Here is a 23,132-nt window from a genome sequence, read left to right as displayed (position 1 = left end):
CGGGTGTATCGAAATAGCTATAGCACAGTCAAGGAGATTTTGGCGAAGGAATCGGAGACCATTGTAATCGGTTCCCACCCCATTGATGAATTATATTCAGATCCGAAAATATCTTTTCTGTGGGGGACAAATAACAACTAGTGAGGAAAGGTCATGTTCGATACGATACTCATACCAGCAGGCGAAAGTGAAAGTGCGAAGCGCGCCGCCGCGTTCGGACGGAAGATCGCAGAGTACTACGACGCACGTATCGATATACTCCACGTCTTCGAAAGCGGTTCCCGGATACGAAACAGGTCACAGGTAGAAGAGAAGAAGGAGCGAGGGCGCGAAATACTCGATGAAATATCGAAAATCGCTTGCAATGGGGATGTCGACTGCGACACCCATCTCGTCGAAGGACAATCGCCCACGTCCATTGCTGAGCATATAGACGAGAACGATATAGATCTCGTCGTGATGGGCCGTCGTGATCGAAGCGGATTCGGGGAGCACCTGCTCGGGACCATCACTGATCGCGTGTTGCGCCGGACCAATACACCAGTGGCGACCGTCGCAGCGGAAGTCGCCGCCACAGATGCTTACGACGATATCCTTCTCACGACGGACGGAAGTGAAAACGCTGAACGCGCACTCCCGTACGGTGTCAGCATTACGCAACACGTGGACGGGACACTGCATCTACTCAACGTTGCCGACGTGCAGGCACAAGCAGGTGTCTTTGACGCCGGCGGGGTGACTACCGAATTCATCGAACGACTCGAAGCAGATGGTCAAACAGCAGTCGAGCGACTCGCACGACACATCGACGACCCAGCTATCACGGTAGAATCGTCTGTGGTACGAGGAACGTCGCATACAGCTATCAGTGAGTACATTACCGAAAGCGGAATTGATCTGCTCGTTATCGCCTCAGAAGGGAAATCGAACCTGGCCAGCCAGACGCTCGGAAGCGTTACGGACCACGTTTTGCAGACAGTAGACATACCGGTGCTCGTCGTCGTCACATAACCGCCCATCGGTCGTCTCCGTCGAAACAGTCCGCAGAGAAAAGACCGAAACCATGTATAACTGATACCAATCGTCACGGCAGACCCGACTGTTACTTCCGTGGTGGATCAGAGGCTTCCCTGAACGGGGCGTCAGATTCCTCGGCTTCCGGAGTTATGTCGACAAGGATCGAGAAGAGTGCCCCGAGAAGGAGTCCGTACAGCACGTGTCCGAGAAGGCTTTCGATGGCGGTCGCCGGAAACGCAGGATCGTTCACGCCACCGACCGCTATCCAAATCGACAAGGCAGTCACCGGCAGCACGGTCCAAACAGCAAGCCCGTAGACGATTCCGGCGGCGATGAATCGTAGCCGAGGACCCGTCGTTGCAATGATATCTGTCTCCACATCAGCAGTCAGGGTAGTAAAGATCACGGATCGAGAAACGAGAAAGCCGAAGACGATACCGAGAACGAGACCGTGTGTCAAATGAAATACCCATCCGAGAGGGCCGGCGGGCGATAATCCATATATGGCTGGAATGGTCTCGATCACGATTTCCGGATCAATCATCCACAGCAGTCCACCGAAAATCAACGCTCCGACGACGCCCCCGACAGCACCGCCGAGCAACCAGTTCAGGCTACCACCGATACTATCCTTTGTCGAGTCCTCGGCCTGGGCGTTCATCACAACAGAGGGTACGGCGTTGACCGACAAAAGGATTCGTCGGCTAATACCTCAGTTTCAGAAAGGATAACCGCGATACAGCTCTTTTCAGGTCTGATTCGAGTAGCCGACGAAACAGGACTATCGCGTGAGTCAGGAGAACAGACGGAGTGCCGTCGGCACTCAACGACTAACAGCGAATCCGAGATCAGGGCACTAGAACCCGATTTTCGCCCGACACAGGGCCTATAGCGCTGAACGTAGCTGCCACTGCAAGCCAAAGAGTAATAGAAGACATACGTCAAATCTTGATATGGATGGAATGACGATTGTGCTAGGATGGGATGCTCTAGACTACGAATTAGTCGAAACGTTCGGGCTCACAGAAACGTTCGGGCCGTATTGCTCGCAGCTCGAAACATTCGACAATCCGCATCTCGGTGAACCCCACACCTACGAGGTGTGGCCGTCGATCATTACAGGAGTACCACCGGAGGAACACGGGATTCACGTCGAATCGAAAAACGGTGTCGACTGGAAGAACCCGGCCGTTGCGGCGGTCAGTCGAACGGCCAAGGGGATCGTTCCCCGACGCATCCGGGCCAAGTTCGGGCGACGGCTCCAGAACCAAGGTATGCAGTTCGATTTCAAATCCGCGGACTACTACGATTCACAGGGCATCTCGACGGTGTTCGACGGGCGAACAGCTCGCCCCGTTGCGATCCCGAACTACCGAGTGCCAGCCGACGACGAACTCGGAATCGTTTTCGATCGAGGCGCTCACCTCAAAAAATTCCTCAACATCAAAGATACCGGCAATGGGAACACTCAACCCGTTCCAACAGCATCGCTCTCTCAACTCGAAGAGCGCCTCGCTACCGAAGCGTTAGGAAAGCTCGGCGTCGTCCATTCAGCCATCCAGCGCGAATACGATCTCATCTTCGTCTGGTTGGGATTTCTTGATACGATCGGTCATGTTGCGCCCGTCGCAGCCGAAACTGATTCAGGGTGGCAAGAACGCGCCTACCGAATGGCCGCAAAGTGGACGGAGGAAATCAAACACTCCCTGCAGGAAAGCGATCGGCTGATGTGTGTCTCTGATCACGGTCTGCAAGAAGGAGAGCACACACACGCCGCGTTTTTTGGCACTACCGAGAAACACCTCCTTGACGGCGCGGCGTCCGTCTATGACATCCGTTCCGTGATCGAAGCTGTCACGACGAGCAATCCAACCGTCGACGAACCCGCACTCAGATCGGAATACGCGGGAACCGACGGCACGCAAGCTCGTACAGCCGAAGACGTGAGAAGCCAGCTAGACAATTTGGGCTATCTATAACTGCGTCAATGCTGCTGTCGACAGTCCCAACCCGTACACACGACCGTTACAAGCATACGCTTGTAATCGAAAGCTGGTGGCACCAGCCCACTGTGTACTACGGAGTGGTTGAAAAAGATAGAAGGGTTTCTGCACCGTATCTGTACCGTCCGCCGGAGATGCCGTGTGCTGGAACAAGCCAGCATAACCATTAATCATGCATAGCTCATACACGGAATAATGGCGAACAATACACCGAACATCCTTTTGATCCATTGTCACGACCTCGGCCAGTATCTCGGCTGTTACGGGCAGGATGTCGACACGCCGAACATCGATGCACTCGCCAACGAGGGTGTCCTCTTCGAAAACCACTACGCGACGGCCCCGCAGTGTTCACCGAGCCGTGGGAGTTTGATGACTGGCCGATACCCACACGTTAATGGTCTGATGGGGTTGGCTCACGAAGACTGGGATCTGCATCCCAACGAGCAGACACTGCCAGAGTACCTAAATCAGAGCGGATACAGTACACACTTGTTTGGGTTACAGCACGTCACCGACAATCTCGATCGACTCGGATACAAACACATCCATTCCGGCGGAAGCCTCTCACCAGCCGTCTCACCTGCGATCCACGAAATCAACCGGGCGCGGGATATCGCTGACACGATTGATGTCTTCTTCGAGAAGGACACGTTCGAGGAACCGTTTTTCGCCTCGATCGGGTTTTTCGAAACCCACCGCAGACAGAACAACGGACTGTACGGATTCGTGGACGCGGAGTATGAGGCTGCCGATCCCAGCGAAGTCGAACCACTAGCGTATCTTCCCGACAAACAAGGTATCAGAGAGGATATCGCCGCGATGCACGGAATGATTCGGGCGATCGACGACGCAGTAGGCACGATCACCATCGCACTCGAAGCGGCGCAACTCGCTGATGAAACGCTCGTCATATTCACGACCGAACACGGGATCGCTTTCCCCCGGGCGAAAGGGACATGTTATGATACCGGTATTGAGGCTGCTCTCGTCATGCGGTATCCGGACGTAATCGACAGCGGACAACGGTGTGATGAACTCGTGAGTAACGTTGACGTGCTTCCCACCTTGCTCAATCTACTCGGTGAGGACGTTCCAGAAACGATCGAGGGACAGAGTTTCCTGCCCCTGTTAACCGAAGAGGTGTACTACCCCCGCGATAACTTGTTTGCCGAAATGACTTGGCACGATACGTACAATCCAATGCGGGCAATCCGGACCAATCAATACAAATACATTAGAAACTTCTGGCACCTACCATTGATCTACTTCACGGACGATATCTTAAAAAGCAAGGCTGGCCGTGAGGTCCACGAACAACTGCGATCCGGGCGACGACCCTACGAAGAACTGTATGATCTTGAGGAAGATCCGTACGAGCAAACCAACTTGGTCAACGATCCGCAGTACGAACACGTCCGCGACCAACTTCGAGGACGGTTGGTGCGTTGGATGAGAAACACATCCGACCCGCTGCTCGAAGGACCTGTTCCACCTGCAGATTACGATGAATTACTTCCCCAAATATAATCGCGGTCCCGAACGACGAGCGAAGAACCCGTGAGACCATGCGTAGTACTTGCGTACCTACTGCCGTGGTCGGTTCGGGTCGAAATCAGTCAGAAAAACAGCGTGGCTATCGTCAACCCCCGAAATAAATATATTAAAATATAATGTTTTTAATTTGTTATATTATAGATAATATTTTTGTGTGTATTATTTATTTTATATTTTGTGATATTGAGAATTAGCTTGCCGACGTTGTTTTCCATAATCATAAGTATTCTTAACAGTGGGCAGAAAGCTTATTACATAGATATACAATCAAATACTCATATAATGGAAAGTAGCCAATGTCATCGACACACTGTGTATATCACGAGATCACCCACGCCGATGATGGAACGTGTATCGTTCGTTTGTGGAAGTGAATATGCACAAACACGTTCACGAACTGCACGAAGACGACGCTATCGGCGCCCTCGTTTTAGTATGAGACAGACGGTATGAATGAACGGATTGAGGAGCGCACAACGGAAAACAATATTAACCACCACGTTGCCGATGAAAATCAACGAACAAGCATCGATGGCTAGCGTTCAGGGGACACCCCAACTCACGAAGTATGAAATCCACGATGTACTCCGGAATAGACGACGGACATGGGTGCTAGAACAACTTCAACAAACACGGAAACCGATATCGTTGCGGGAGTTGTCCGAAAAGGTGGCAGCTGTCGAAACAGGCGAGACACCACCGCCCCGGAACATCAGAGAAAGCGTCTATAACTCCTTACACCAAACCCACTTGCCAAAGCTGGATGAGCTTGGAATTGTCGAGTACCACGTTGACCGGAAGATTGTCGCACAAGCCGAGAGGTTCCAACAAGTTACTCTTTACATGGAAGTGGTTTCAGCTGATGACGTTACTTGGGCAACGTACTATCTAACTGTGGGAGTAGTAGCATTGATAGTAATCACGCTTTCGAACGTGAGATTTCCAGTGTTTGCCGCGCTCTCAGCAACAGAATGGGCGATACTGTTCTTTGCGTTGCTCGGTCTCTCTGCACTGTACCAACGAGTGAGTCACGAGTCGATCTATCTCGACGTGCTCCGTCCCCGAGATAACGACTAACGCTACTCGTTACCACAACCAGCTTTCGACGGAGAGTATCGACCAAAAGTGCGCGCTGTGGATGTATAATGAGACACCGATACCGAGCACCAGAAGGTAGAACAACACTATCAGTACATTTCGCTTTACTGCCTTGGGTTTTAGCCCTGGAAAGACGAAGAGGACGGAATGGACAGTTTGTAATAACTTATAGTACCCAATCATTTTATACATCTGTATGCTAGTGATTTACGCACCCAATGAATCTGCCTCTCATTGGCACTGCTATAGCGGCAATACACATAGATATGCACTCGTAGTACGGGTCTCAACGAGTGGTTAGCTCTGTCAAATGGGACGAACAATTCACTGTTTGTACCAAATAAATACCAACTAACTACAGTATATAAGCCGCTTGGAGAGTTCGTTTGAGCCATGAAGATCGCGTACGTGCTTTCTCAAAACAAGGGTGGACTTCCACACTACGCTGCAGAACTCGCTAACGCTGTTGCCCGTCACGCCGAGGTCACGGTGTTTAAGCCAGCAGAGACGACAGCAGATGACATCTTTTCGGAGGATGTCGAAACAGTCAATATATTTAGAAGTATGAACATATCTATTCCTGATATGTATTCACTCGACTTTGAAGTTACAAACAACCTGCGAGGGTTAGCGTCCTACCGAAATCTAAAACAGATTCGGGAGTATGATCCAGACATCATTCACGATCCCACAGATTTCTTCCCACAGGTGAAGTTCTTCACGAAGCTCTACCGATTAGACGCAGCCTATCCGACGGTGGTAACTTACCACGAAGTCCCGCCCCCGGTAACCTCGGTGTCGAATCCCTTGGGAGCAGCAGAAGAACTCCTCAACACAGCAATTCCGGACGCTGATCTCGATCAGATCATCGTTCACAGCGACCAGCAACGGACGACGTTCGCCCGCCGGCTTAGTCGACTTGACATCGAAGTTATCCCACACGGCGTCTATGAGTTCTTTACAGAGCATGACTATCAGCAACATCCTGAAAACCCGACAACGATACTCTTTTTCGGGAACATTTTTCCAGCAAAAGGTCTCGACGTGCTGGCCGAAGCGGTCAGGATGGTAAAACGAGAGATTCCCGACGTGACGCTCCTCATCGCTGGGGATGGTCGGCTCGCATCGGAAACAAAACGGATCATCGAGAACGAAAGGGACTGTTTTGAGGTTCACAACTACTTTGTCCCGAACGAAACTGTGGGTGAATTTTTTTCACGGGCTGCGGTTGTCGTGTTACCGTATCGAGAAGCGCATACAGAAGGCACGAAGGGTCACAGCGGTGCACTCTCGACAGCCTACGCCTTCGGAAAACCAGTCGTAACCACGTCAATCGGTGATTTTCCCACGCAGGTTGGTGAATCAGATTCCGGGTTGGTCGTTCCCCCTGCGGATCCGGCAGCACTCGCAAACGCCATCACCGAACTTCTCGAAAACGAAGAGCGACGGACAGAGATGGCTCACAACAGCGCACAACAGGCCGAACGACTGTCGTGGGAGAACATTGCCGACCGCCATATCGAGGTGTATAAGCACGTAATCGAAGAACATCACACACAGTAACGGATCACATCGCCTCTGTAAACAGTTTGAAACAGCCGATTCCGTCGTATAACTCGTCGTTAAACGAACTCAAGTCCGGACGATCATGACAGAACATCCCGCCGGAACGTCCTAACGAGGTTATATTTATGATCGATCCGTGTGCAGTACGACAGTATGAGTACAAAACAATGGTTTTCCACAACTAAGCGTATCACACAGTGAGCTGAGAGCAGGAATGTCGGTATCACTGTGTCGTACGACATCGCTCAGTCTGGGAGCCGTACTCAAACGACAATGAATTATACGAACGTACTGCGGTCGTCGCTCGGAACGTTTGTGACGAGGATCGGCCTGTCAGTAGCGGTCTTTCTGGGTATCTTCTATCTCGCGGTGGCCACAAGCCCGGTAGTGCTCGGAATCTATTCGTTATTCATCGCTGTCATTCGAGTACTCGATCTGCTGACCAACGTCGGAATCTCCGAGGCTGCCCAGAAGCGGATCAGCGAAGGGACTGAGCGGGACGAATTTTTCACTGCTACGCTAGTGGTTCGCCTTGGTTTATTTGTCCCCGTTGGCATCAGTGTCACAATCTACCACCAGCAGATCGCCACCTACATCGGAAGCGGGTTGGTGGTGCCGTTCCTCTTCGCCGGATCGTTCACCTTCCTCGTTCGGAAGACGATCGAAGCCGGATTGGTCGGTGAAAAGAAGGTCGCTCAGGCAGGATTGCTCCAATCAGTGTACGCCATCGGACAGTTGATGTCGTGGATTCTCTTCGTCTCGTTTGGTTACGGACTGTTCGGTGTTCTCTTGGGGTATGTCATCGGACAGACGGTCGCCAGCGTGGTTGGGCTGTTGTTGCTCGAACTCCGATTGAAACGGCCCACAGTGCAGCATTTTCGGAGCCTGTTCGAGTTTGCGAAATACAGCTGGATAGGAGCAGTGACAACCCAGTCATGGATTTGGACGGACACCCTCGTTCTCGGATTGTTCGTCGTATCCTCATTCATTGGAGTGTACGAACTCAGCTGGCAGATAACCGGTGTGCTCTTTCTGCTCGCTTCAGCGATCAGCTCGACGTTGTTCGCCAATATCAGTGAGCTTTCGATCCACGACGAGACCGAACGGATAACGGACCTACTCGAACGCTCGCTTGTCTACACCGGGATCCTTGCGATTCCGGGGGTGGTCGGAGGAATGATCTTTGCTGAACCTCTCCTTGCCATCTTCGGTGAGGAGTATCGGGTCGGGGCGACAGTCGTTGCCGTTTTGATCCTCTCACGACTGTTTCACAGCTACGAAGTGGTTTTCGGAAACGTGATCAACGCGCTTGACCGACCAGATCTGATGTTCCGGACGAACGTCGTGTTCATTCTCGTCAACCTCGTGTTGAACGTCGTGGCCGTGACGACCATCGGATGGGTCGGTGCCGCGCTCGCGACAACCGGGGCGATGATTCTCAAAACGGGGTTGTCGTACCGCTACATTCGCTCGATACTCACGTTTTCCGTGCCGATAGAGGAGATCCTTTTAGAGGTACTCTCTGCCCTGATAATGGGGGCCTGTCTGTGGTTTCTCGTTCCCGTCTCATCAACGCTTCTTCCGTTCGAAACGATCGTATTTATCAGCCTCGGAGCAGCGATTTACGCCGTGTCGGTGCTCCTATTGGTCGAACGGGTCCGGATTGCGACGGCAGACGTGTTCCGAAGCCTGCTGAGAATAAAAGCGTAAGCCGCGCGGTATCGGTGATAGCAGGACCAAGCGATCACTCTCCGGCGGTTTCTCCTGTTGGACGACCGCCGATCGACAACTGATTAAGGACGCCGCGAACGAAAGGACCGGGATCGTCGAGATGGACGAAATCGAAATGCGGTTGATCGTAGCACGAGGAAACCACCGCCCACAACGCACGGCGGAATCGCGGCGGTTCGATGAGCGGATACTCGTCCCGGAGAACGCTCCAGAGATACTGGAGTTCACCGATGAGAAGATGGTTGCCGGTGTCCAATTCGTAATCCGACTCAATGCGATCCGCGTTGTCCGTCGCCACTAACCAGTGAGCGTACGGAAAGTCAGCACCCGCGAGCACATCCATTTCGATCGACGCCCACACACGGGGATTGATCTCAGTGAATCTATACTCACCAGAGTCGGGGTCCCGAAGGAACTGCACCGAAGCGAGACCGTTCCATCCGAGGTGTTCAAGCAACGTCCGTCCGAGTTCTTCTAAACGGGGATCGTGCATGGTCTTTCGAAACGCGCTTGCACCGCCAGCGTACGACGTTCCCCTTATTTGACGCTTTTGGCAGGTCAACACCGACGTGCCGTCCGTACAGAGTCCACGAAAGCCGTATTCAGTGCGTGTGTCTCGAATGAGTTCCTGAACGATTGGGATGTGATCCGGCGCGTGGCAATCACTTGTGTGCATCGCTGCTTGAATCGTCTTCAAATCCGGTTCAGTGCCGGGCGGAACGTATATCGGCTCCATTTTTCCTTCACAATCATTCGGAGACAGTGAATTCACGTAGTCGCTCGTCAGAATCGAATACCGGGGTTTAACGATCAGTTCGCGGTCCCAGTCCACCACGTCCTCGAACGACCACGTTTCGGGAATCGGGATCTCCGCTTCTCGGGCAGCCTCAACCATTCGAAGCCCATCGTGGACGGTCCGGATGTTCTCGAAAGAGGGCCACAACGGAACGACGTGCTCTTCGAATTCGGCTCGGTACTTCCCAAGAACGTAGCTGTCCATCTCTCGATGAGGAATGATCGTGTACACGTCCGGGCGCTCTGCGGCCGACAACAGGGCGTCCTTGTACGCGATCAGATCGTCGTAGGGCGAGGGAACAGTGAGCACCTCATCACAGTACCGCGACGCAAACACTGGTCTATCCGGATGCTCCGAAACGACCACCGTATGAACGCCGTGCTTGCTGAGCGACCGGACACACGAAACGCTGCTCCCAGAATCGTTGACCGGAAGAAGGACTGATCGATCGCTCTCAGCTTTCCCATTCATACTACGTAGAGATGTTGTCGTGATATAATAGTTTCCCAGATGAATTATATTAATAACATAAACTTTATGATAGTATAATGGTACATGGATAGAAATGGAGGGTGGAGATCCATCATCGTTGGGCGCGAACAAAATAAACACCAGATCGTCGGTTCGTAGGTGGGCCGAGAACAGTGATCGAAAATCCGGCCTTGGTAAGGAACGCTTCGATTTCCTCGGCAGTCGTCCCGTATCGGCGGCACTTGCTCGGATGAACTTCGAGGTAGAGAGATCTAACTTCTGTGAGCACTCCTCGTAATCCTCGTAAAACGCACAGTTCCGCCCCCTGAACGTCAATTTTAATCACATCAGGCGGCGTGTATCCTTCATCCTTGATCAGCGAATCACCTCGTTTCGTTTCGACAGTCGAGCCGTTCGGTACTGAGGAGAGATAGTGATGGCCCGCTCCAGCTGCCACGAACTCCGAGGAGAGCGTGCACGCACCATCGTGGTCTGAGAGCGCGATCGAAGAGACGGTCCAGTCGGTAGTGAGTGTGTTCCGTTCGAGATTCCGCCGGAGTCGGGAACGATTCGTGGACTCGGGTTCGAATCCGACGACGCTCCCAGTGGTGAGAGTACTTGCAACAGGACACGTGTACGTTCCGATACAAGCACCGATATCCCAAACCGTCTCGGAGCCGCGTAGCTCCGCCAACAGGGCCTCGATCACGGGCCGTTCACCGCCCAGATCCGTGGTTCTGCGATACTCTGACCTCGTAGAAACCCCAAACCGGATCGGTTCCTCACCGATCCGAACGGTCATCAGACCACCACAGAGTGCGACCCGGGTCAAACAGTACGCGGTGTCGACCGCCCAATAGAGTTCGTTGAGAGGCGACAGCGCGTTGTATCGGTCAGTGAGCCGAGACGCGGTGTTCAGAAGACGGTGTTTCACAGCATGGGAACAAGAATTCCCGGACCGAGCTGCACTGTCAGTCGAATCCGCTCGCCGGTCACGCATCGTTTTCGGGGTTGGGGTAAACCGTAGCAGACTGTATGCGGGAGTGTTTGACGTTTCGACAGGCGGTATCGAGCGCACCAGTCGCTCCGCCGCCGATAGCCAATCGATCAGTGCCACCAGCACCTCCGCCAGCGCACTCGGTGATACTGCCGGCGATCTCGGTCGCGCTACACTCGTCGCTCAACGAGTCACCGACAGCGACAGCGAACGAATTGTCGCCACCGACAACCACGGTGATCGCATCCTCGTTCATGGCGCGTTTTGCGAACGCCCGTACGTCATCGATTTCCCAAGAATCGAACACGACCACTCGAACAGGTGGGTCGCCGTCCGCTGTCATATCGACGTGTGACAACCACGAGTCAGCCCACCGCTCCCGAACAGCATCGAGTTCGCGGCGCAGCCCTCGGCGTTCCTCATCGAGCGCGATAACCCGCTCTGGAAGATCCGTGACGCGCGCATCGAGACGTTTGGCTGCTTTCGTTGCCGCTCGCAGTTCCTCGTGTGCAACAGCAGTCGTGGCGTTCGTGTTCGTCTCCCAGTCACGGCTGGCAGTCAAACTCTCTTTGACCAGTCGCTCTCGTCGCCACCAGTAGGCAGTCGTCCCAGCGAGAGCGAGAACCGAAGCGAGTCCAATGAGTATCGTATTATTCATGGATAAATCGTTTTAATCGTGTTCCTACAGAAGGGTTAGTAATAACCGGTGCGAGATACGGAGTGACCGCGGACAGTCGGCCGTAGCCGTCGAGCGAAGCGCGACCAGCCCGGTGTGGCGGCGTGACGAAGCTCATGAGCGGATAGCCGACGCCACCGAACTGGGCTTTGAACCCGTGAACGCTAGAGCCACGACGTGACCGTCCAAAGTCAACGACCGACCGATTAGCCTGACAGGCCCGTTCGATCGCTTCGAGGTAGAGCAGATGGTTCGGCCGGTAGTCCCAGTGGGTTCGCTTCGAGGCAGGCGTCCAGATGATCGTCGCATCACCCCACTCAAACAAGAACACGCCTGCAATCGGTTCGCCGTCGTGTCGAGCGAGTAAGATAGCAACCGACTCTCTGAAGGCGTCTGCGAGCGACGCGAAAAACCGCTCTGGAAACTGTGGGCTGCCCAGCCGACGCATCGTTTCGAGATAGAGCGGGTAGAACTCATCAACAGTGCCGTCGGTCACGCTGACACCGTGATCGCGTGCGGTCCGGACACAGCGGCGAACATCCTTGTCGAAAACCGTCTCCCAGAGCACCGTGAATGATCGGTCGATCGACAGACGGATCGACGAGCCGGTCGGAACGCCACCGAAGTCAGTCGTGGTGTACCCGCTGACACCGCTCCAGCTAACGTCTTTGACAACGCGTGTGTCGTCGGTGCGTTGAAGCGCAGAGAGCACTGCCGCGTCCATTGTGCCCTCCCCGATCAGCGGAAAGCCGTATTCACAGAAGGGATTGAGCACACTCCAACCGAAGCCCTCGAACACGACGAAGCCTGGCACGAGCGCACGAACCGTTCCGCCGTCAGTGAGAAGTACGTGGCGGGGTTCGTATCCGAACACCGTTTCAATAGCGTGTAACCATTCTGCGGTGTGAAACACCGTTGCATCAGGATGGGTCTCAACGAAGGTTTGCCACTCGGGGGTGCGATCGGGACAAACCGATCGCACTGTGAGGGTACTCGTCTCAGTCATCGTTCATCACCGTCAGCACGTTGGACAACGGCGTCGGCCGTCGTAAACGCGAACGCATCGAGCAACGTGGCAAGTTTCGTTTGCAGCCCGTCAATACCGTGGAAGCTGATAAGGCGCTCGTGGGCAGAGACCGCTGTCGTTCTCACAGCAGGATTGAACTCCCAGGGATGAAAGTACATCGTCGCTGGAAGTCCGTGCGCATTGAGGGTGCGTACTCCTCGTTTCAACAGCCACGTAGGAAGCAGACGAGCGTAAAATCCGCCAGCCACCGGCAGTTTGAGTCGGGGGTGGAACACCGCAAGTGGCAACTCTGTGAGTTGTCCACCCCCTTCGCGTTCTTCGAAGGGAGCATTCGGATCGAGAGTGTACGGTCGGATAGGTGCACCGGAGACGCCGTACATCGGCGTTCGAACCGGGAACACGCTCGAATCGTAGCGATATCCGGCCGCTTCGAGCACCTCGATCGCCCACTGTGTCTGGGGTGTTACGGAGAAATTCGGGGCACGGAAACCCACCGGTGTCGACCCAACCGCATCGCGGATTGCCTGAGTGCTGCGATCAAGTTCCGCGGCGAACTGTTTCGGGGAGAGATCAAACAGTGGTCGGTGCGTATCACCGTGTGATCCGATCTCGTGGCCGGCATCGGCAATGCTGGCAACGAGTTCCGGATATCGGCGTGCGACATCACCGACAACGAAGAACGTCGCTGTCACATCATAGTCAGCGAGGATATCAAGGACGATGTCTACCGATTCTTCGATGTGTGTGTCTTTATCACACACAGAATCACGGAGCAGGGTGGCTGAATACCAATGCTCAAGATCGAACGAGAGGACGTTCGATACGCTCATCGAATCCGTCTGTCCCCCATACCCGTGTTCGCAAAGTAAGTACTGAGCGCGTGGAGCACAATCGCGGTGAAACAAGCGAATGTTCCGATGAGCATGAGAACGGCAGCGGTAAGCGCGAGACCAACTGGAAACGTCCCTGATTGTATATAATTATCTAGAGACATATATCCGACGCCCATTCCGCCGAACGTGAGTCCAAAGCCCGGCACAGCCAACGCTGTCAGGGGGCGCTCGCGCTCAATCGTTTTCAGGATGTTCCGCATGAGGACGACGCCATGAGACAAAGGTGCTCGGGTGCTCGCGTTCGCCACATCGTACGTCACTGTGATAGGGACCTCTTCAATGGAGTAGCTGTGATGATGGGCGTGATAGAGGATATCCGTGCTTGCGTCCATCCAGTTCCCAATGCTTCTGTCTGCAGCGAGCGTCTCAATCGCTGTCTGGTCGTACGCGCGAAACCCACTCTGCGTGTCACTCACCCGTGAGGCAGCTCGTACGACACCAAGACTCAAGTTGGTCAGTCCGTTGATTGTTTTGAGACCGATCCAGCGGTACAACGGGGCGTTCGACGTGGCCCCCTCGATGAACCGGCTACCGATGACGAGGTGTGCGCCGGTACGCTCTTGGGCGGCCACCAACCGAGGAACGTCCGCGGCGTCGTGCTGTCCATCGCCGTCGAGGACAACGAGGTGGTGAGCGTTGTACCGGGAGGCGACCTCAAACGCCGTCTTCAGGGCGGCTCCGTAGCCTCGGTTCTGCCGGTGTTTGATGACAGCACCACCAACTGCTGTCGCCCGAACGGCCGTATCGTCCTCACTTCCGTCGTCGATAACGAGCACATAATCAGCGTACTCACTAGCAGTCTGGACGACGTCACCGATGGTCGCTGCTTCATTGTACGCAGGAATTGCTACGAGAACGGAACAGATCGACTCCGAAATCTCTAATTCGAACTGCTGCCTCGGGATGTGTTCGTGACCCGCGTTCCTGTTTGTAGTGATATTGCCTGGTGGTCCAGCGACGCCATCCTCGATAGTGGTTTCGATCACTCCTGTCCGCTTATCAGAAGAAGTACCGCACGCTGTATTATCCGTTCCTTCTGTCATCGTTCCTCATGGCTGTGAACTAGTTACCGCGAGTAGTAAATATCATCTAATTAGATCAATGAAATCGCCTATTATATTATCAAATATCAAGTAACACGTGGTTATTCACTGTTAGAGGAGATGCGAGTACGATAGAACAACATTCGAAGGGTAAGACTGAACAGTTACTAAAATGAATGAACATAGTTAACAGCAAGTTTATTGAATCGATAGAGTTATTTATTGGAGTGTTATATGGTTCATCGCGTCGAACGGAGCTAAACCATCAGTTCCGTTTAAAATATTGGCGACCAACAGTAGTTCTCGACATTCGTACAGGTACTACATAGCATGCACATCGAAACACTCACGTTCTCCGACTGGGGGAAGGCGCTTCCTGCCACCGGTTTCGAGTGGTCTCACACCCCCGAAACACTTCGAGTCCTCGATAGGCACGCGAAAGATGTGTGTCTGTACGGCGGATACAAGGGCCAACAGTTGGTCGGATTGTTGCCTGCTGTCGTTCGAACAGAGTTGTTCGCGACGGCAATCATCTCTCCACCACCCGGATTCGGCATTCCACAGATGGGACCGATACTGATGCCGACGAGTCCGAAACAACGCAAACGAGAGATAGTAAACAAAGAGTTCACGCAGGCGATACTCGAAACCGTGGCAGCCCACGACCCGTGTACGCTGTTCGGGGTGTCCTGTAGCACTACGTACACCGACCCACGACCCTATCTCTGGGCCGGTTTCGATGTCGAGTCACGCTTTACCTACCAACTCGCTTTACGATCGACGACCCCAAAGCGGGTTCTACAGTCGTTCAGTCGGGAAGCCCGGCGTGGAGTCCACAACGCTGAGGAGGCGGGGATCACCGTTTCACAAGGCGGTATCGAGGACGCACGCGCCGTTTACGACGCTCATAGAACTCGTCGGAATGAACAGGGAGACAACTATCCCGTGTCGTGGGAGTACACCCGTGATCTCGTAGAGACGCTCGGGGATCGCATTCGCGTCTACGTCGCAGAAACGGCCGCCGGAGCGTTCCTCAGTGGTATCACGGTTGTGTACTCAAACGATAAAGGATATTTCTTTCAGGGCGGAACACGCACCGAACGAAACGGGAACGCCAACGAACTGTTGCACTGGCGAATCATTGAGGACATACTCACCGACCCGGAACTGGGGTCGATCGATCGGTACGACCTTGGCAACGCGAATCTCGAACCGCTCGCTCACTACAAAAGCAAGTACGACGCGGAACCGGTTCCACATTACCTCATCAAATCGGGGAAATTGATGGACATCGTACAGAAAGCATACGAGATAATCGCCTACTGACGAGTGCCAGTAGTTCAGTCGTACTCAATGACTCACTAGCCAATTGTTTCGAATACTCAACGACACAATAGTCAATCCGTTCCGGAAAAAACAGTTCGTGAATGGCCCGGGAGTCGGTGTCGATTCGACGACGGACGTTCTTAGCGATCGTAAGCGCAGGAAGCGCCGTCGTCGCCGGCTCGGTAACGAGTCAACTCGCCACCGATCGACACCACACTACGCCTGTATCACCAATGGATATCGATCGAGTTTATCAAATCACACGACAGTACTACGTTGGACCGAAGCGGGACCGTCCCCCAGCGAACGAGGCTAAAGGCACGATCTGGGAGGTAACCGACGGGAAACAGACCGATACGACTCGGCGGACGCTCTCGGACGGCGACCGGTGGATCACGTTGAACATCGAATCCGAATCGAAGCGACCGGGAGAGTATTATCTCACACCGGAGGACGGCGTCGAAGGGATTCAGGACGTGATCGATCGAACAGGAGGGAACGTCGTCGTGCGTCTCGCACCCGGAACGTACGTCGGAAGCGAACTCACACTCGCCCACGGTGTCACACTCCACGGTTCGGGCTGTAACGCAACCACGATCAAACTCAAAGACGACGCGAACGCCGATCTGATAACGACACCCGATCCGCCCCGGAACAACGTGATGCAGTGTACACTCCGAAACATCACCTTCGACGGCAACAAGGGGAACAACAGCGCCGGCAACGTCGTGTATGGAGCGTTCTGGAACAGTCGATTCATCAACTGTGGATTTCACTCCGCCCCTGAAACTGGTTTTTGGCTGGCTGGCTCCACAGCGAGCACCGATGACAACTACTTCGCCGGGTGTCGGTTCATCACGAACAGGGGGACGGGACTCCGGGGCGGTGCCAACAAGGAGTCACATCCGGCCGTCGGTGTCGTGCGCGTAGACACCAACTGGTTTGGGAACAACAGCGGGCCTGCGATCGTCGCCCGAGGGAACGCGTGGCGAATCACAAACGCCAAACTCTATCGCAACGCTGCCGCACAAGGCGCGTCGATCGAACTCGATCGTTGCAGTTATTCGACCGTCAGCGGCTGTGACAGCTACATGGAGCACTCTGACCGGGATCACGTCATCGTGCGAGCGGCCGAGGGAGCTACCAGTGTCGGCAATCAGATCAAAAACAACGACTTCCGAGGAAACTATCGATCAGCGATCCGGTGTGTTGCCGAGTCGAACGACATTACCGCGCTGCAAGTTCGCGGGAACACGATTCAAAGCGGTGGAAACGCAAGCAATGGGATCGTCGCACACGCAGAGAACGGTTCGTTTATCGACTGTGCGTTCACGAACAACGTATTCACCGGGGTGCTGACCGATTCGAAACTCGACCTCTCCAACGGGTGGACTAGCGAGGGAAATCTCAATGCTGCCTGAGCACATCGAACAGCACGCTCACGCTTCAACGTAGTAGATCGTCACGTTCCGGTCGGTGTACACCGTCTCAGCAGTCGAGAGCGTATCCCGATAGAACGGTGTATTACGGGCGTCGATATACTCCGTATCGCTGCCCAACTGCAACATGGGTTTGTGACTCACGTAAACGTATCCGCTCCGATTCAGCGTCGTACGGTTCAGCCAGATCGGTTCTAGTTTGTCCGCGGGAACGACTTCACTCACAAGCAAACCGTCTCGGCTTTTGATCTGGTCCCACTCGTTGTAAACCGCGATCGTATCGTTGGTATCGGTGTGTGTCGCCAACCATCGCGTGGCGTCGACTTCGCTTTGAGAGTACACTGGCCAGCCAGCGTCCTCGTCAACGTTGATGTTGTACGGTGGGAGCTGCTCGCCCGCAACCGCGAAAACGGTGCCCGAACTGAACAGGAACAACACGGCAAGAAACACTGCAAAGAGACTGTCGACTGGAACGGCAGCAATGTGCGCGCGGAGACCAGTTAGTGGCAGATGAACAGCACCTCGTGAGACGACCGAGATGACGGTTCGCGCGCCGGTGATCGCAAACGGAGCCACCACGAACAGGGCGATTTGGAACGTTCTGTCGAAGCCCATTCCGAATGTGAAAACCACCGACGCGCCGAGGAAAGCGAGTACGCCTGCCGAAAACAGGGAGTACTCGACGGAAGAAGGGCCGTCACGATCGGTAACGACAGCAGACAAGGCGTCAAACATTCCGATCCCGATGAGCCCGGCCAGAACGATGTGCAGGAATTTATAAATAATCCAGTACACCGACGTGAACCCCGCAGTCGCATAAGCCGCCCCACTCCGTTCTGCCATCGGGAACGGAAGCGTCGAGAGGAGTTCGTAGCCGACCCCAACGACGCGGTAGAAGTTCACGCCGGAAGCGGTAAACAGATACCACACGACCCAGAATACGCCGAGAAATCCAACGAGCGCGGGGCGAGTAAGGCGAGCGTCGACATCAGCCGTCGGCAGCATTTGCACTGCGTAGCGAGCCAGAAGGGCACTCCCGAGAAACGCGGTGAACAACAGACTGACACCGTAGTGGGAGAGCGTGAGCGCGACGGCGAACGCGAGACCGACAGTCCACCGCTGGGTGGGGGATAGTTCCGTATCGAGAAACACGATGAGTAGGAAGACGGCGAACAGTCCAGCGACCAGTTGTTTATCAGGCATGTCTTTGAAAAATCCGTAGTAGAACACGAGGGCGAACGGGGCAAGCGTAGCGATCGATCGATCCTCAAAGGTGCTCCGTACGACGTACCAGACGCCAAGCGGGAGGAGCGAAACGAGTACTGGATAGACGAACTTGTACACCCAGACGAGATCCAAGCCGGTCACCATCGAGTAGACGGCCGCCAGCAGTGTGACCGTCGCCAACGAGTTGCTCGGGTTGCTCGCTCCCGGATCCCAGTAGCCATCGTGGAGGATGTTCGCAGCTGTAGCATACTCGAAGTGGATATCGAAGCCCCAGAGGTGGCCTGAAACGAGCGTCATCTGGAACAGCACAGCCGCTGAAACCGCCCAGATCGCGTACGGGGAGAGAGCAGGCGATCTGTCCCACTGCTGAAGCACCAGTGGTACGGTCGAGAGGAGACATAACAATACAAGCTGCAACTGATCGAACCGTGGAATCGTAGAGAACACGGTAAGAAGGATCGAAACCATCGGCAGAAGGCTCACGACCACGACAGCGATTTGATCACAATGTGACAGTGACAACGACCGCAACGGTGATCGAAGAGTCGAACCAGCGACGTAGCACACCGCAGCCATACTGAGTACGAGCACCAACACGGCGACTGTCAGACTCACTGAAGAGAGCGGGCGAGCGAACGAGAACAGTGATAACAGACTGTTGAGTAAGGCTGAAAGGACAACCACGACGAACAGACTGAGGCCGACCGAGTAGAGAAGGATTCGGCCCGGTGGTCGACCCCGGATCCCCAGCAACATGACGAACAAATATCCCGGTGCTACTGTGAGGAGAACAAACCCGAAAAGAGACCGTAGCAGGGGACTCCCTGGTAATACACCACCCAAAACGGCATCGAGCAGCAGATACGAGATCAGTACGGAGAGTATCCCAAAAACAGTTCGGTTCGAAAAGGTGGGCATACAGTTCCGTTTCGGGCCACCCACAGATAATCAATGAGGGCATAAACGCGTCAATCGACTCGTTGAATCATGAAAACGGCTGAACAGTCAACTCGGTGTGGGGTCGTCACCCGTAAGGTCGGTGACGAAACCGTCGAAATAGAGAAGGAGTGTTGTCACTGCTCAGGCGTAGATTTCGATCGCGTCACGGAGTGTCATCACCTCGATATTTCGTTTTTCGACCCATTCGAGGGTCGTTCGGATTCGATCCTTTGTGACAGAATCCTTATGCGTGTGCGCACCAAAAACACCCAGTGCGCCACGGTTGGCGATCGCGTCGAGATCGCGTTTGACGAACTTCGGTTCGGTAAATTCAACGAAATACGCTCTCCGAGTCTGGTAAGGGGAAAACGCATCAGGATCATTGATTCGGTTCCCGTGATCGCCGTTGGCAACCCCAATGTAAAAATCATCGACGAAGCGCTGCGACCACGCGTCGAAATCGTCGTACGGCGCAAGGAACGTCTTGACATCGAACCCGAATCCCTCTAGATCCCGTTTCGACCTAGCGAGTGCGTGTTCCATCACACTCGGTGGATACCGTATGACCGCTTCCTCGGCGGCAAACGAGGCACCGACGGGATCTCCGAGTTCGACGTATCGACCAATATCGTCGCTCCCCCTACCGACAGCACTCGTGCGCACCGTTCGGTCTCCAGTAGTGATCTCTACGTCTTTTGGGGTCCAAAATCCGTGTCGAACGGCCGTCGGATAGACGCGTTCGTCAGTTGGAGCAACGTCTTCGACCAGTTCGTACGTCCCCACAGTCGTGTGCTCGGCCGTATGAGACGCAATTTCCCAGCCGGCGTCCACGAGTTTCGTGAGATGATCAACATCCATCCACTCCCGCTCCATGAAGTTTGTGCGACCGACCCACTCGCTGACAATCCCAACCGTGGCTGGTGCGTCGTATGATTGATGCGCAGGGAACGCCTCTGTGTAGTCCGTCATCGGCCCATCGTCGTACACGAAAACCACAGCTCCATTCTCCGGGGGAACGACGGACTCGACAGCCCCTTTCTCGACTGGCACACCGTTTTGATCGGTTTTGCGCCGGTCGCTAGTTCTGGTCGGTTCCGAACCGTCTCGATCGTTATCTCCCTGCTGCGTAAAACAACCGGCCAAAGACGCTGTCCCTGCACCCACGGTCACGAGAAATCCTCGACGAGTAGACCCACGAATCATCGATTTTTGTTTAGGGACTTACTCTGAAAAATATTACGAGAATTTTTGTTTATTTTGTATGTTTACAAGAGATATAAAGTTTGATGCAGTCTTTATAGCACCTGCAAGAGCCTGTTTCTCAGAGATATCACGTAGTTTTACGGTGGTGACAGCTGACTTGATAGTGTGCAACTCGATAGCATTCGTGTGCTTGATCTCACGCGACTTCTTCCGGGACCGTACGCTACCCAACTGCTCTGTGACGCGGGTGCAGACGTCATCAAAATCGAAGACACGGACAGCGGAGACTACGCCCGATCCATGCCGCCGATGACCACTCGTGGTGTCGGATCACTGTTCGATGCGGTTAACCGCGGAAAGAAAAGTGTCGGACTCGATCTCAAAACTGATGGGGGTCGTGAAGCGTTTTATCGGTTGCTTAATGACGCTGACGTGGTGATCGAAAGCTTCCGTCCTGGTGTAACCGAGCGGCTCGGGATTGAATACGAGACCGTCTACGAACAAAATCCTTCGATCGTCTACTGTTCACTCTCGGGCTACGGACAAACAGGACCGCTTGCCGAGCAAGCAGGACACGATCTCAACTACGTCGGACGGGCAGGGCTACTCGATATGACGCGGGGAGACGAGAATTCCACGCCGGTCGTTCCGGGCTATCAGGTAGCAGACATGGGTGGTGGCTTGTTCGCGGCGTTCGCCATCGTCGGCGCGCTCTGCTCGCGCGAACTCAGCGACGGCACAGGCGAATACATCGATGTAGGGATGACCGACGTTGTGCTCTCGTTTGCCCAGTCGCTCACGGCTGGCGTATTTTCCGAGGAATCACCTCGTCCCAGCGAAACACCGCTCACCGGTGAGCTTCCGTGGTACGACATCTATGAAACCGCCGATGGGAAGTACGTCACACTCGCAGCACTCGAACCACAGTTCTGGGGAGCGTTCTGTAGAGCGATCGACCGAAAAGACTTGTGTGACAAGCACATGATATCAGGTCCAGCCGAGCGACAGGTCCTTCGTGAGGAGTTGGAGGCCGTCTTCTGTGAACGGACCCGTGAGGAGTGGGTCAAAGCGTTCGACGACGTGGACGCGACTGTCGACGGTGTTTATACCCCTAGCGAGGCGGTCGAATCGACGCAGTGCCGCGCTCGCGGACTCATCCAAGACGGCGACGCCCCGCCGCGGATCGGGTTCCCTGCCGTGTGTGATCTTCCCGCTAGCGACGAATCTATTCCTGACCATGGAGAACACACAGAGGAACTGCTCCGAGCGGCGAACTACGACGCGGCGGCGATCGAACGGTTGCGGGAGACTGGAGCGGTTACCTAACCAGGGCCATTCAATGGGCGGATTCGGAAGACAACCGATACAGGGAATGCGGCTACATCAAACGAGATTTGTAGTATGGATAGTAATACAAAGGGTATAGAAAACAATCCAACGAACCCGATCCAGACGGTTGAACACGCATTAGCGATTGTTGAAGCAGTTGAGCAGTCAAATGGGGCACGAGTGTCGGAGCTCGATACACGTCTCGACCTGACAAAAAGTACTATCTACAATCATCTTGCGGCGTTACAACACAACGGTTACGGGGTGAAACAGGGGGACACGTACCACGTTGGGTTGCAGTGGCTGCGCTTCGGCGGTCACGCTCGTGACCGGCGACACCTGTATCGAACGGCGAAACAGACGGTGGATACAGTAGCAAAACAAACCTAAGAATTGGCGCTCGTCACGACCGATCTCTACCTCGGAACTCCCGATGCACTGTACCGGAACCAGAAAAAGCGATGTTGGCCGCCATGCCAGACGAACGAGTCGATCATATCATCGATACGCACGGACTCCCGGAGCGAACGGTGAACACGATCACCGATCGTGACGTTCTCCACAAGGAGTTGGCGACGGTACACGAGCAGGGGTATGCGCTCAATGACAGCGAACGGATCGAAGGAATGCGCGGCATCGGAGTGCCCTCTGTGGTGAGGAAAGCGGAAGACTGTTCGGCGCCCTGTCGATCACCGGTCCAGCAAACCGGATCAAAGGAGAATACTTTCGGACAGAGCTCCCCGAATTACTCCTCCGAGCGGCCCAAGAAATAGAAATCAATATGAGCCTCCAAT

Annotated in this window: 20 protein-coding genes; 11 read left to right on the top strand and 9 right to left on the bottom strand. The window is 54.3% G+C overall.

From position 1 onward, the window contains the following. Positions 1 to 153: 153 nt before the first annotated feature. Positions 154 to 1,011 (top strand): universal stress protein, encoded by an 858-nt coding sequence (locus EIK79_RS06110; protein ID WP_124954245.1) that lies wholly within the window; start codon positions 154 to 156, stop codon positions 1,009 to 1,011. A 91-nt stretch (positions 1,012 to 1,102) separates the two neighbouring features. On the opposite strand, the gene EIK79_RS06105 is transcribed toward EIK79_RS06110, so the two are convergent. Next, positions 1,103 to 1,678, bottom strand: coding sequence for a hypothetical protein (locus tag EIK79_RS06105; RefSeq protein ID WP_124954244.1), 576 nt, complete (start codon positions 1,676 to 1,678; stop codon positions 1,103 to 1,105). Positions 1,679 to 1,970: 292 nt separating this feature from the next. Here EIK79_RS06105 and EIK79_RS06100 point away from each other — a divergent pair, with 292 nt between their 5' ends. The 5 genes from EIK79_RS06100 to EIK79_RS06080 all read left to right on the top strand — a co-directional run bounded on the left by EIK79_RS06100 (position 1,971) and on the right by EIK79_RS06080 (position 8,951). Then, entirely contained in the window at positions 1,971 to 2,996 is a 1,026-nt protein-coding gene (locus EIK79_RS06100) for an alkaline phosphatase family protein (RefSeq protein ID WP_124954243.1), read from the top strand. Between the two features lie 219 nt (positions 2,997 to 3,215). After that, positions 3,216 to 4,550 (top strand): sulfatase family protein, encoded by a 1,335-nt coding sequence (locus EIK79_RS06095; protein WP_124954242.1) that lies wholly within the window; start codon positions 3,216 to 3,218, stop codon positions 4,548 to 4,550. A gap of 534 nt (positions 4,551 to 5,084) precedes the next feature. Continuing rightward, positions 5,085 to 5,654, top strand: coding sequence for a DUF7344 domain-containing protein (locus tag EIK79_RS06090; protein WP_233737973.1), 570 nt, complete (start codon positions 5,085 to 5,087; stop codon positions 5,652 to 5,654). Positions 5,655 to 6,068: 414 nt separating this feature from the next. Then, positions 6,069 to 7,238 (top strand): glycosyltransferase family 4 protein, encoded by a 1,170-nt coding sequence (locus EIK79_RS06085; protein WP_124954241.1) that lies wholly within the window; start codon positions 6,069 to 6,071, stop codon positions 7,236 to 7,238. Between the two features lie 276 nt (positions 7,239 to 7,514). Next, the gene (locus EIK79_RS06080; RefSeq protein ID WP_124954240.1) at positions 7,515 to 8,951 is read left to right on the top strand and encodes an MATE family efflux transporter; all 1,437 of its coding nucleotides are present in this window, start codon (positions 7,515 to 7,517) and stop codon (positions 8,949 to 8,951) included. Positions 8,952 to 8,985: 34 nt separating this feature from the next. Here the strand turns inward: EIK79_RS06080 and EIK79_RS06075 are convergent, their stop codons facing one another. The 6 genes from EIK79_RS06075 to EIK79_RS06050 form a co-directional block, all read right to left on the bottom strand. Further along, the gene (locus tag EIK79_RS06075) at positions 8,986 to 10,239 is read right to left on the bottom strand and encodes a carboxylate--amine ligase (RefSeq protein ID WP_124954239.1); all 1,254 of its coding nucleotides are present in this window, start codon (positions 10,237 to 10,239) and stop codon (positions 8,986 to 8,988) included. 112 nt (positions 10,240 to 10,351) lie between these two features. Then, positions 10,352 to 11,173, bottom strand: a complete 822-nt coding sequence (locus EIK79_RS06070; RefSeq protein ID WP_233737972.1) for an FkbM family methyltransferase — start codon at positions 11,171 to 11,173, stop codon at positions 10,352 to 10,354. A gap of 58 nt (positions 11,174 to 11,231) precedes the next feature. After that, entirely contained in the window at positions 11,232 to 11,894 is a 663-nt protein-coding gene (locus EIK79_RS06065) for a DHHA1 domain-containing protein (protein ID WP_124954237.1), read from the bottom strand. Continuing rightward, a complete protein-coding gene (locus tag EIK79_RS06060; protein ID WP_124954236.1) occupies positions 11,887 to 12,918 on the bottom strand; it encodes a lipid II:glycine glycyltransferase FemX in 1,032 nt (343 codons plus the stop codon). The genes EIK79_RS06065 and EIK79_RS06060 overlap by 8 nt, the downstream gene beginning before the upstream one ends. After that, entirely contained in the window at positions 12,915 to 13,769 is an 855-nt protein-coding gene (locus tag EIK79_RS06055; RefSeq protein WP_124954235.1) for a polysaccharide deacetylase family protein, read from the bottom strand. The genes EIK79_RS06060 and EIK79_RS06055 overlap by 4 nt, the downstream gene beginning before the upstream one ends. Continuing rightward, on the bottom strand, positions 13,766 to 14,875 hold the full coding sequence (locus EIK79_RS06050; RefSeq protein ID WP_124954234.1) for a glycosyltransferase family 2 protein: 1,110 nt from the start codon (positions 14,873 to 14,875) through the stop codon (positions 13,766 to 13,768). The genes EIK79_RS06055 and EIK79_RS06050 overlap by 4 nt, the downstream gene beginning before the upstream one ends. Positions 14,876 to 15,205: 330 nt before the next feature. Between EIK79_RS06050 and EIK79_RS06045 the strand changes: the two genes are divergently transcribed. Then, the gene (locus tag EIK79_RS06045; RefSeq protein ID WP_124954233.1) at positions 15,206 to 16,201 is read left to right on the top strand and encodes a GNAT family N-acetyltransferase; all 996 of its coding nucleotides are present in this window, start codon (positions 15,206 to 15,208) and stop codon (positions 16,199 to 16,201) included. A 101-nt stretch (positions 16,202 to 16,302) separates the two neighbouring features. Then, entirely contained in the window at positions 16,303 to 17,622 is a 1,320-nt protein-coding gene (locus EIK79_RS06040; RefSeq protein WP_124954232.1) for a right-handed parallel beta-helix repeat-containing protein, read from the top strand. 18 nt (positions 17,623 to 17,640) lie between these two features. Here the strand turns inward: EIK79_RS06040 and EIK79_RS06035 are convergent, their stop codons facing one another. Next, entirely contained in the window at positions 17,641 to 19,785 is a 2,145-nt protein-coding gene (locus EIK79_RS06035; RefSeq protein ID WP_124954231.1) for a DUF2206 domain-containing protein, read from the bottom strand. A 162-nt stretch (positions 19,786 to 19,947) separates the two neighbouring features. Then, positions 19,948 to 21,009 (bottom strand): polysaccharide deacetylase family protein, encoded by a 1,062-nt coding sequence (locus EIK79_RS06030; protein WP_124954230.1) that lies wholly within the window; start codon positions 21,007 to 21,009, stop codon positions 19,948 to 19,950. A gap of 165 nt (positions 21,010 to 21,174) precedes the next feature. On the opposite strand from EIK79_RS06030, the gene EIK79_RS06025 reads away from it, so the two are divergent. From EIK79_RS06025 to EIK79_RS06015, 3 genes are all read left to right on the top strand, one after another. Continuing rightward, on the top strand, positions 21,175 to 22,335 hold the full coding sequence (locus EIK79_RS06025) for a CaiB/BaiF CoA transferase family protein (protein WP_124954229.1): 1,161 nt from the start codon (positions 21,175 to 21,177) through the stop codon (positions 22,333 to 22,335). 75 nt (positions 22,336 to 22,410) lie between these two features. Then, a complete protein-coding gene (locus EIK79_RS06020; RefSeq protein WP_124954228.1) occupies positions 22,411 to 22,728 on the top strand; it encodes a helix-turn-helix domain-containing protein in 318 nt (105 codons plus the stop codon). Positions 22,729 to 22,799: 71 nt separating this feature from the next. Next, the gene (locus tag EIK79_RS06015) at positions 22,800 to 23,111 is read left to right on the top strand and encodes an IclR family transcriptional regulator domain-containing protein (protein WP_124954227.1); all 312 of its coding nucleotides are present in this window, start codon (positions 22,800 to 22,802) and stop codon (positions 23,109 to 23,111) included. Positions 23,112 to 23,132: the final 21 nt, after the last annotated feature.

It is taken from the genome of Halocatena pleomorpha (assembly GCF_003862495.1).
In the GTDB taxonomy this organism is placed as follows: domain Archaea; phylum Halobacteriota; class Halobacteria; order Halobacteriales; family Haloarculaceae; genus Halocatena; species Halocatena pleomorpha.
The sequence above is the reverse complement of the archived record's forward strand: the minus strand, read 5'-3'. Positions and strand labels throughout refer to the sequence as shown.

What these genes read in the sequence shown, in the direction of transcription:
- EIK79_RS06030 (WP_124954230.1), bottom strand. Translation starts at nt 21,009, where the DNA reads ATGATTCGTGGGTCTACTCGTCGAGGATTTCTCGTGACCGTGGGTGCA.
- EIK79_RS06095 (WP_124954242.1), top strand. Translation starts at nt 3,216, where the DNA reads ATGGCGAACAATACACCGAACATCCTTTTGATCCATTGTCACGACCTC.
- EIK79_RS06035 (WP_124954231.1), bottom strand. Translation starts at nt 19,785, where the DNA reads ATGCCCACCTTTTCGAACCGAACTGTTTTTGGGATACTCTCCGTACTG.
- EIK79_RS06080 (WP_124954240.1), top strand. Translation starts at nt 7,515, where the DNA reads ATGAATTATACGAACGTACTGCGGTCGTCGCTCGGAACGTTTGTGACG.
- EIK79_RS06110 (WP_124954245.1), top strand. Translation starts at nt 154, where the DNA reads ATGTTCGATACGATACTCATACCAGCAGGCGAAAGTGAAAGTGCGAAG.
- EIK79_RS06045 (WP_124954233.1), top strand. Translation starts at nt 15,206, where the DNA reads ATGCACATCGAAACACTCACGTTCTCCGACTGGGGGAAGGCGCTTCCT.
- EIK79_RS06075 (WP_124954239.1), bottom strand. Translation starts at nt 10,239, where the DNA reads ATGAATGGGAAAGCTGAGAGCGATCGATCAGTCCTTCTTCCGGTCAAC.
- EIK79_RS06090 (WP_233737973.1), top strand. Translation starts at nt 5,085, where the DNA reads ATGAAAATCAACGAACAAGCATCGATGGCTAGCGTTCAGGGGACACCC.
- EIK79_RS06100 (WP_124954243.1), top strand. Translation starts at nt 1,971, where the DNA reads ATGGATGGAATGACGATTGTGCTAGGATGGGATGCTCTAGACTACGAA.
- EIK79_RS06015 (WP_124954227.1), top strand. Translation starts at nt 22,800, where the DNA reads ATGTTGGCCGCCATGCCAGACGAACGAGTCGATCATATCATCGATACG.
- EIK79_RS06040 (WP_124954232.1), top strand. Translation starts at nt 16,303, where the DNA reads ATGGCCCGGGAGTCGGTGTCGATTCGACGACGGACGTTCTTAGCGATC.
- EIK79_RS06050 (WP_124954234.1), bottom strand. Translation starts at nt 14,875, where the DNA reads ATGACAGAAGGAACGGATAATACAGCGTGCGGTACTTCTTCTGATAAG.
- EIK79_RS06105 (WP_124954244.1), bottom strand. Translation starts at nt 1,678, where the DNA reads ATGAACGCCCAGGCCGAGGACTCGACAAAGGATAGTATCGGTGGTAGC.
- EIK79_RS06020 (WP_124954228.1), top strand. Translation starts at nt 22,411, where the DNA reads ATGGATAGTAATACAAAGGGTATAGAAAACAATCCAACGAACCCGATC.
- EIK79_RS06060 (WP_124954236.1), bottom strand. Translation starts at nt 12,918, where the DNA reads ATGACTGAGACGAGTACCCTCACAGTGCGATCGGTTTGTCCCGATCGC.
- EIK79_RS06055 (WP_124954235.1), bottom strand. Translation starts at nt 13,769, where the DNA reads ATGAGCGTATCGAACGTCCTCTCGTTCGATCTTGAGCATTGGTATTCA.
- EIK79_RS06085 (WP_124954241.1), top strand. Translation starts at nt 6,069, where the DNA reads ATGAAGATCGCGTACGTGCTTTCTCAAAACAAGGGTGGACTTCCACAC.
- EIK79_RS06065 (WP_124954237.1), bottom strand. Translation starts at nt 11,894, where the DNA reads ATGAATAATACGATACTCATTGGACTCGCTTCGGTTCTCGCTCTCGCT.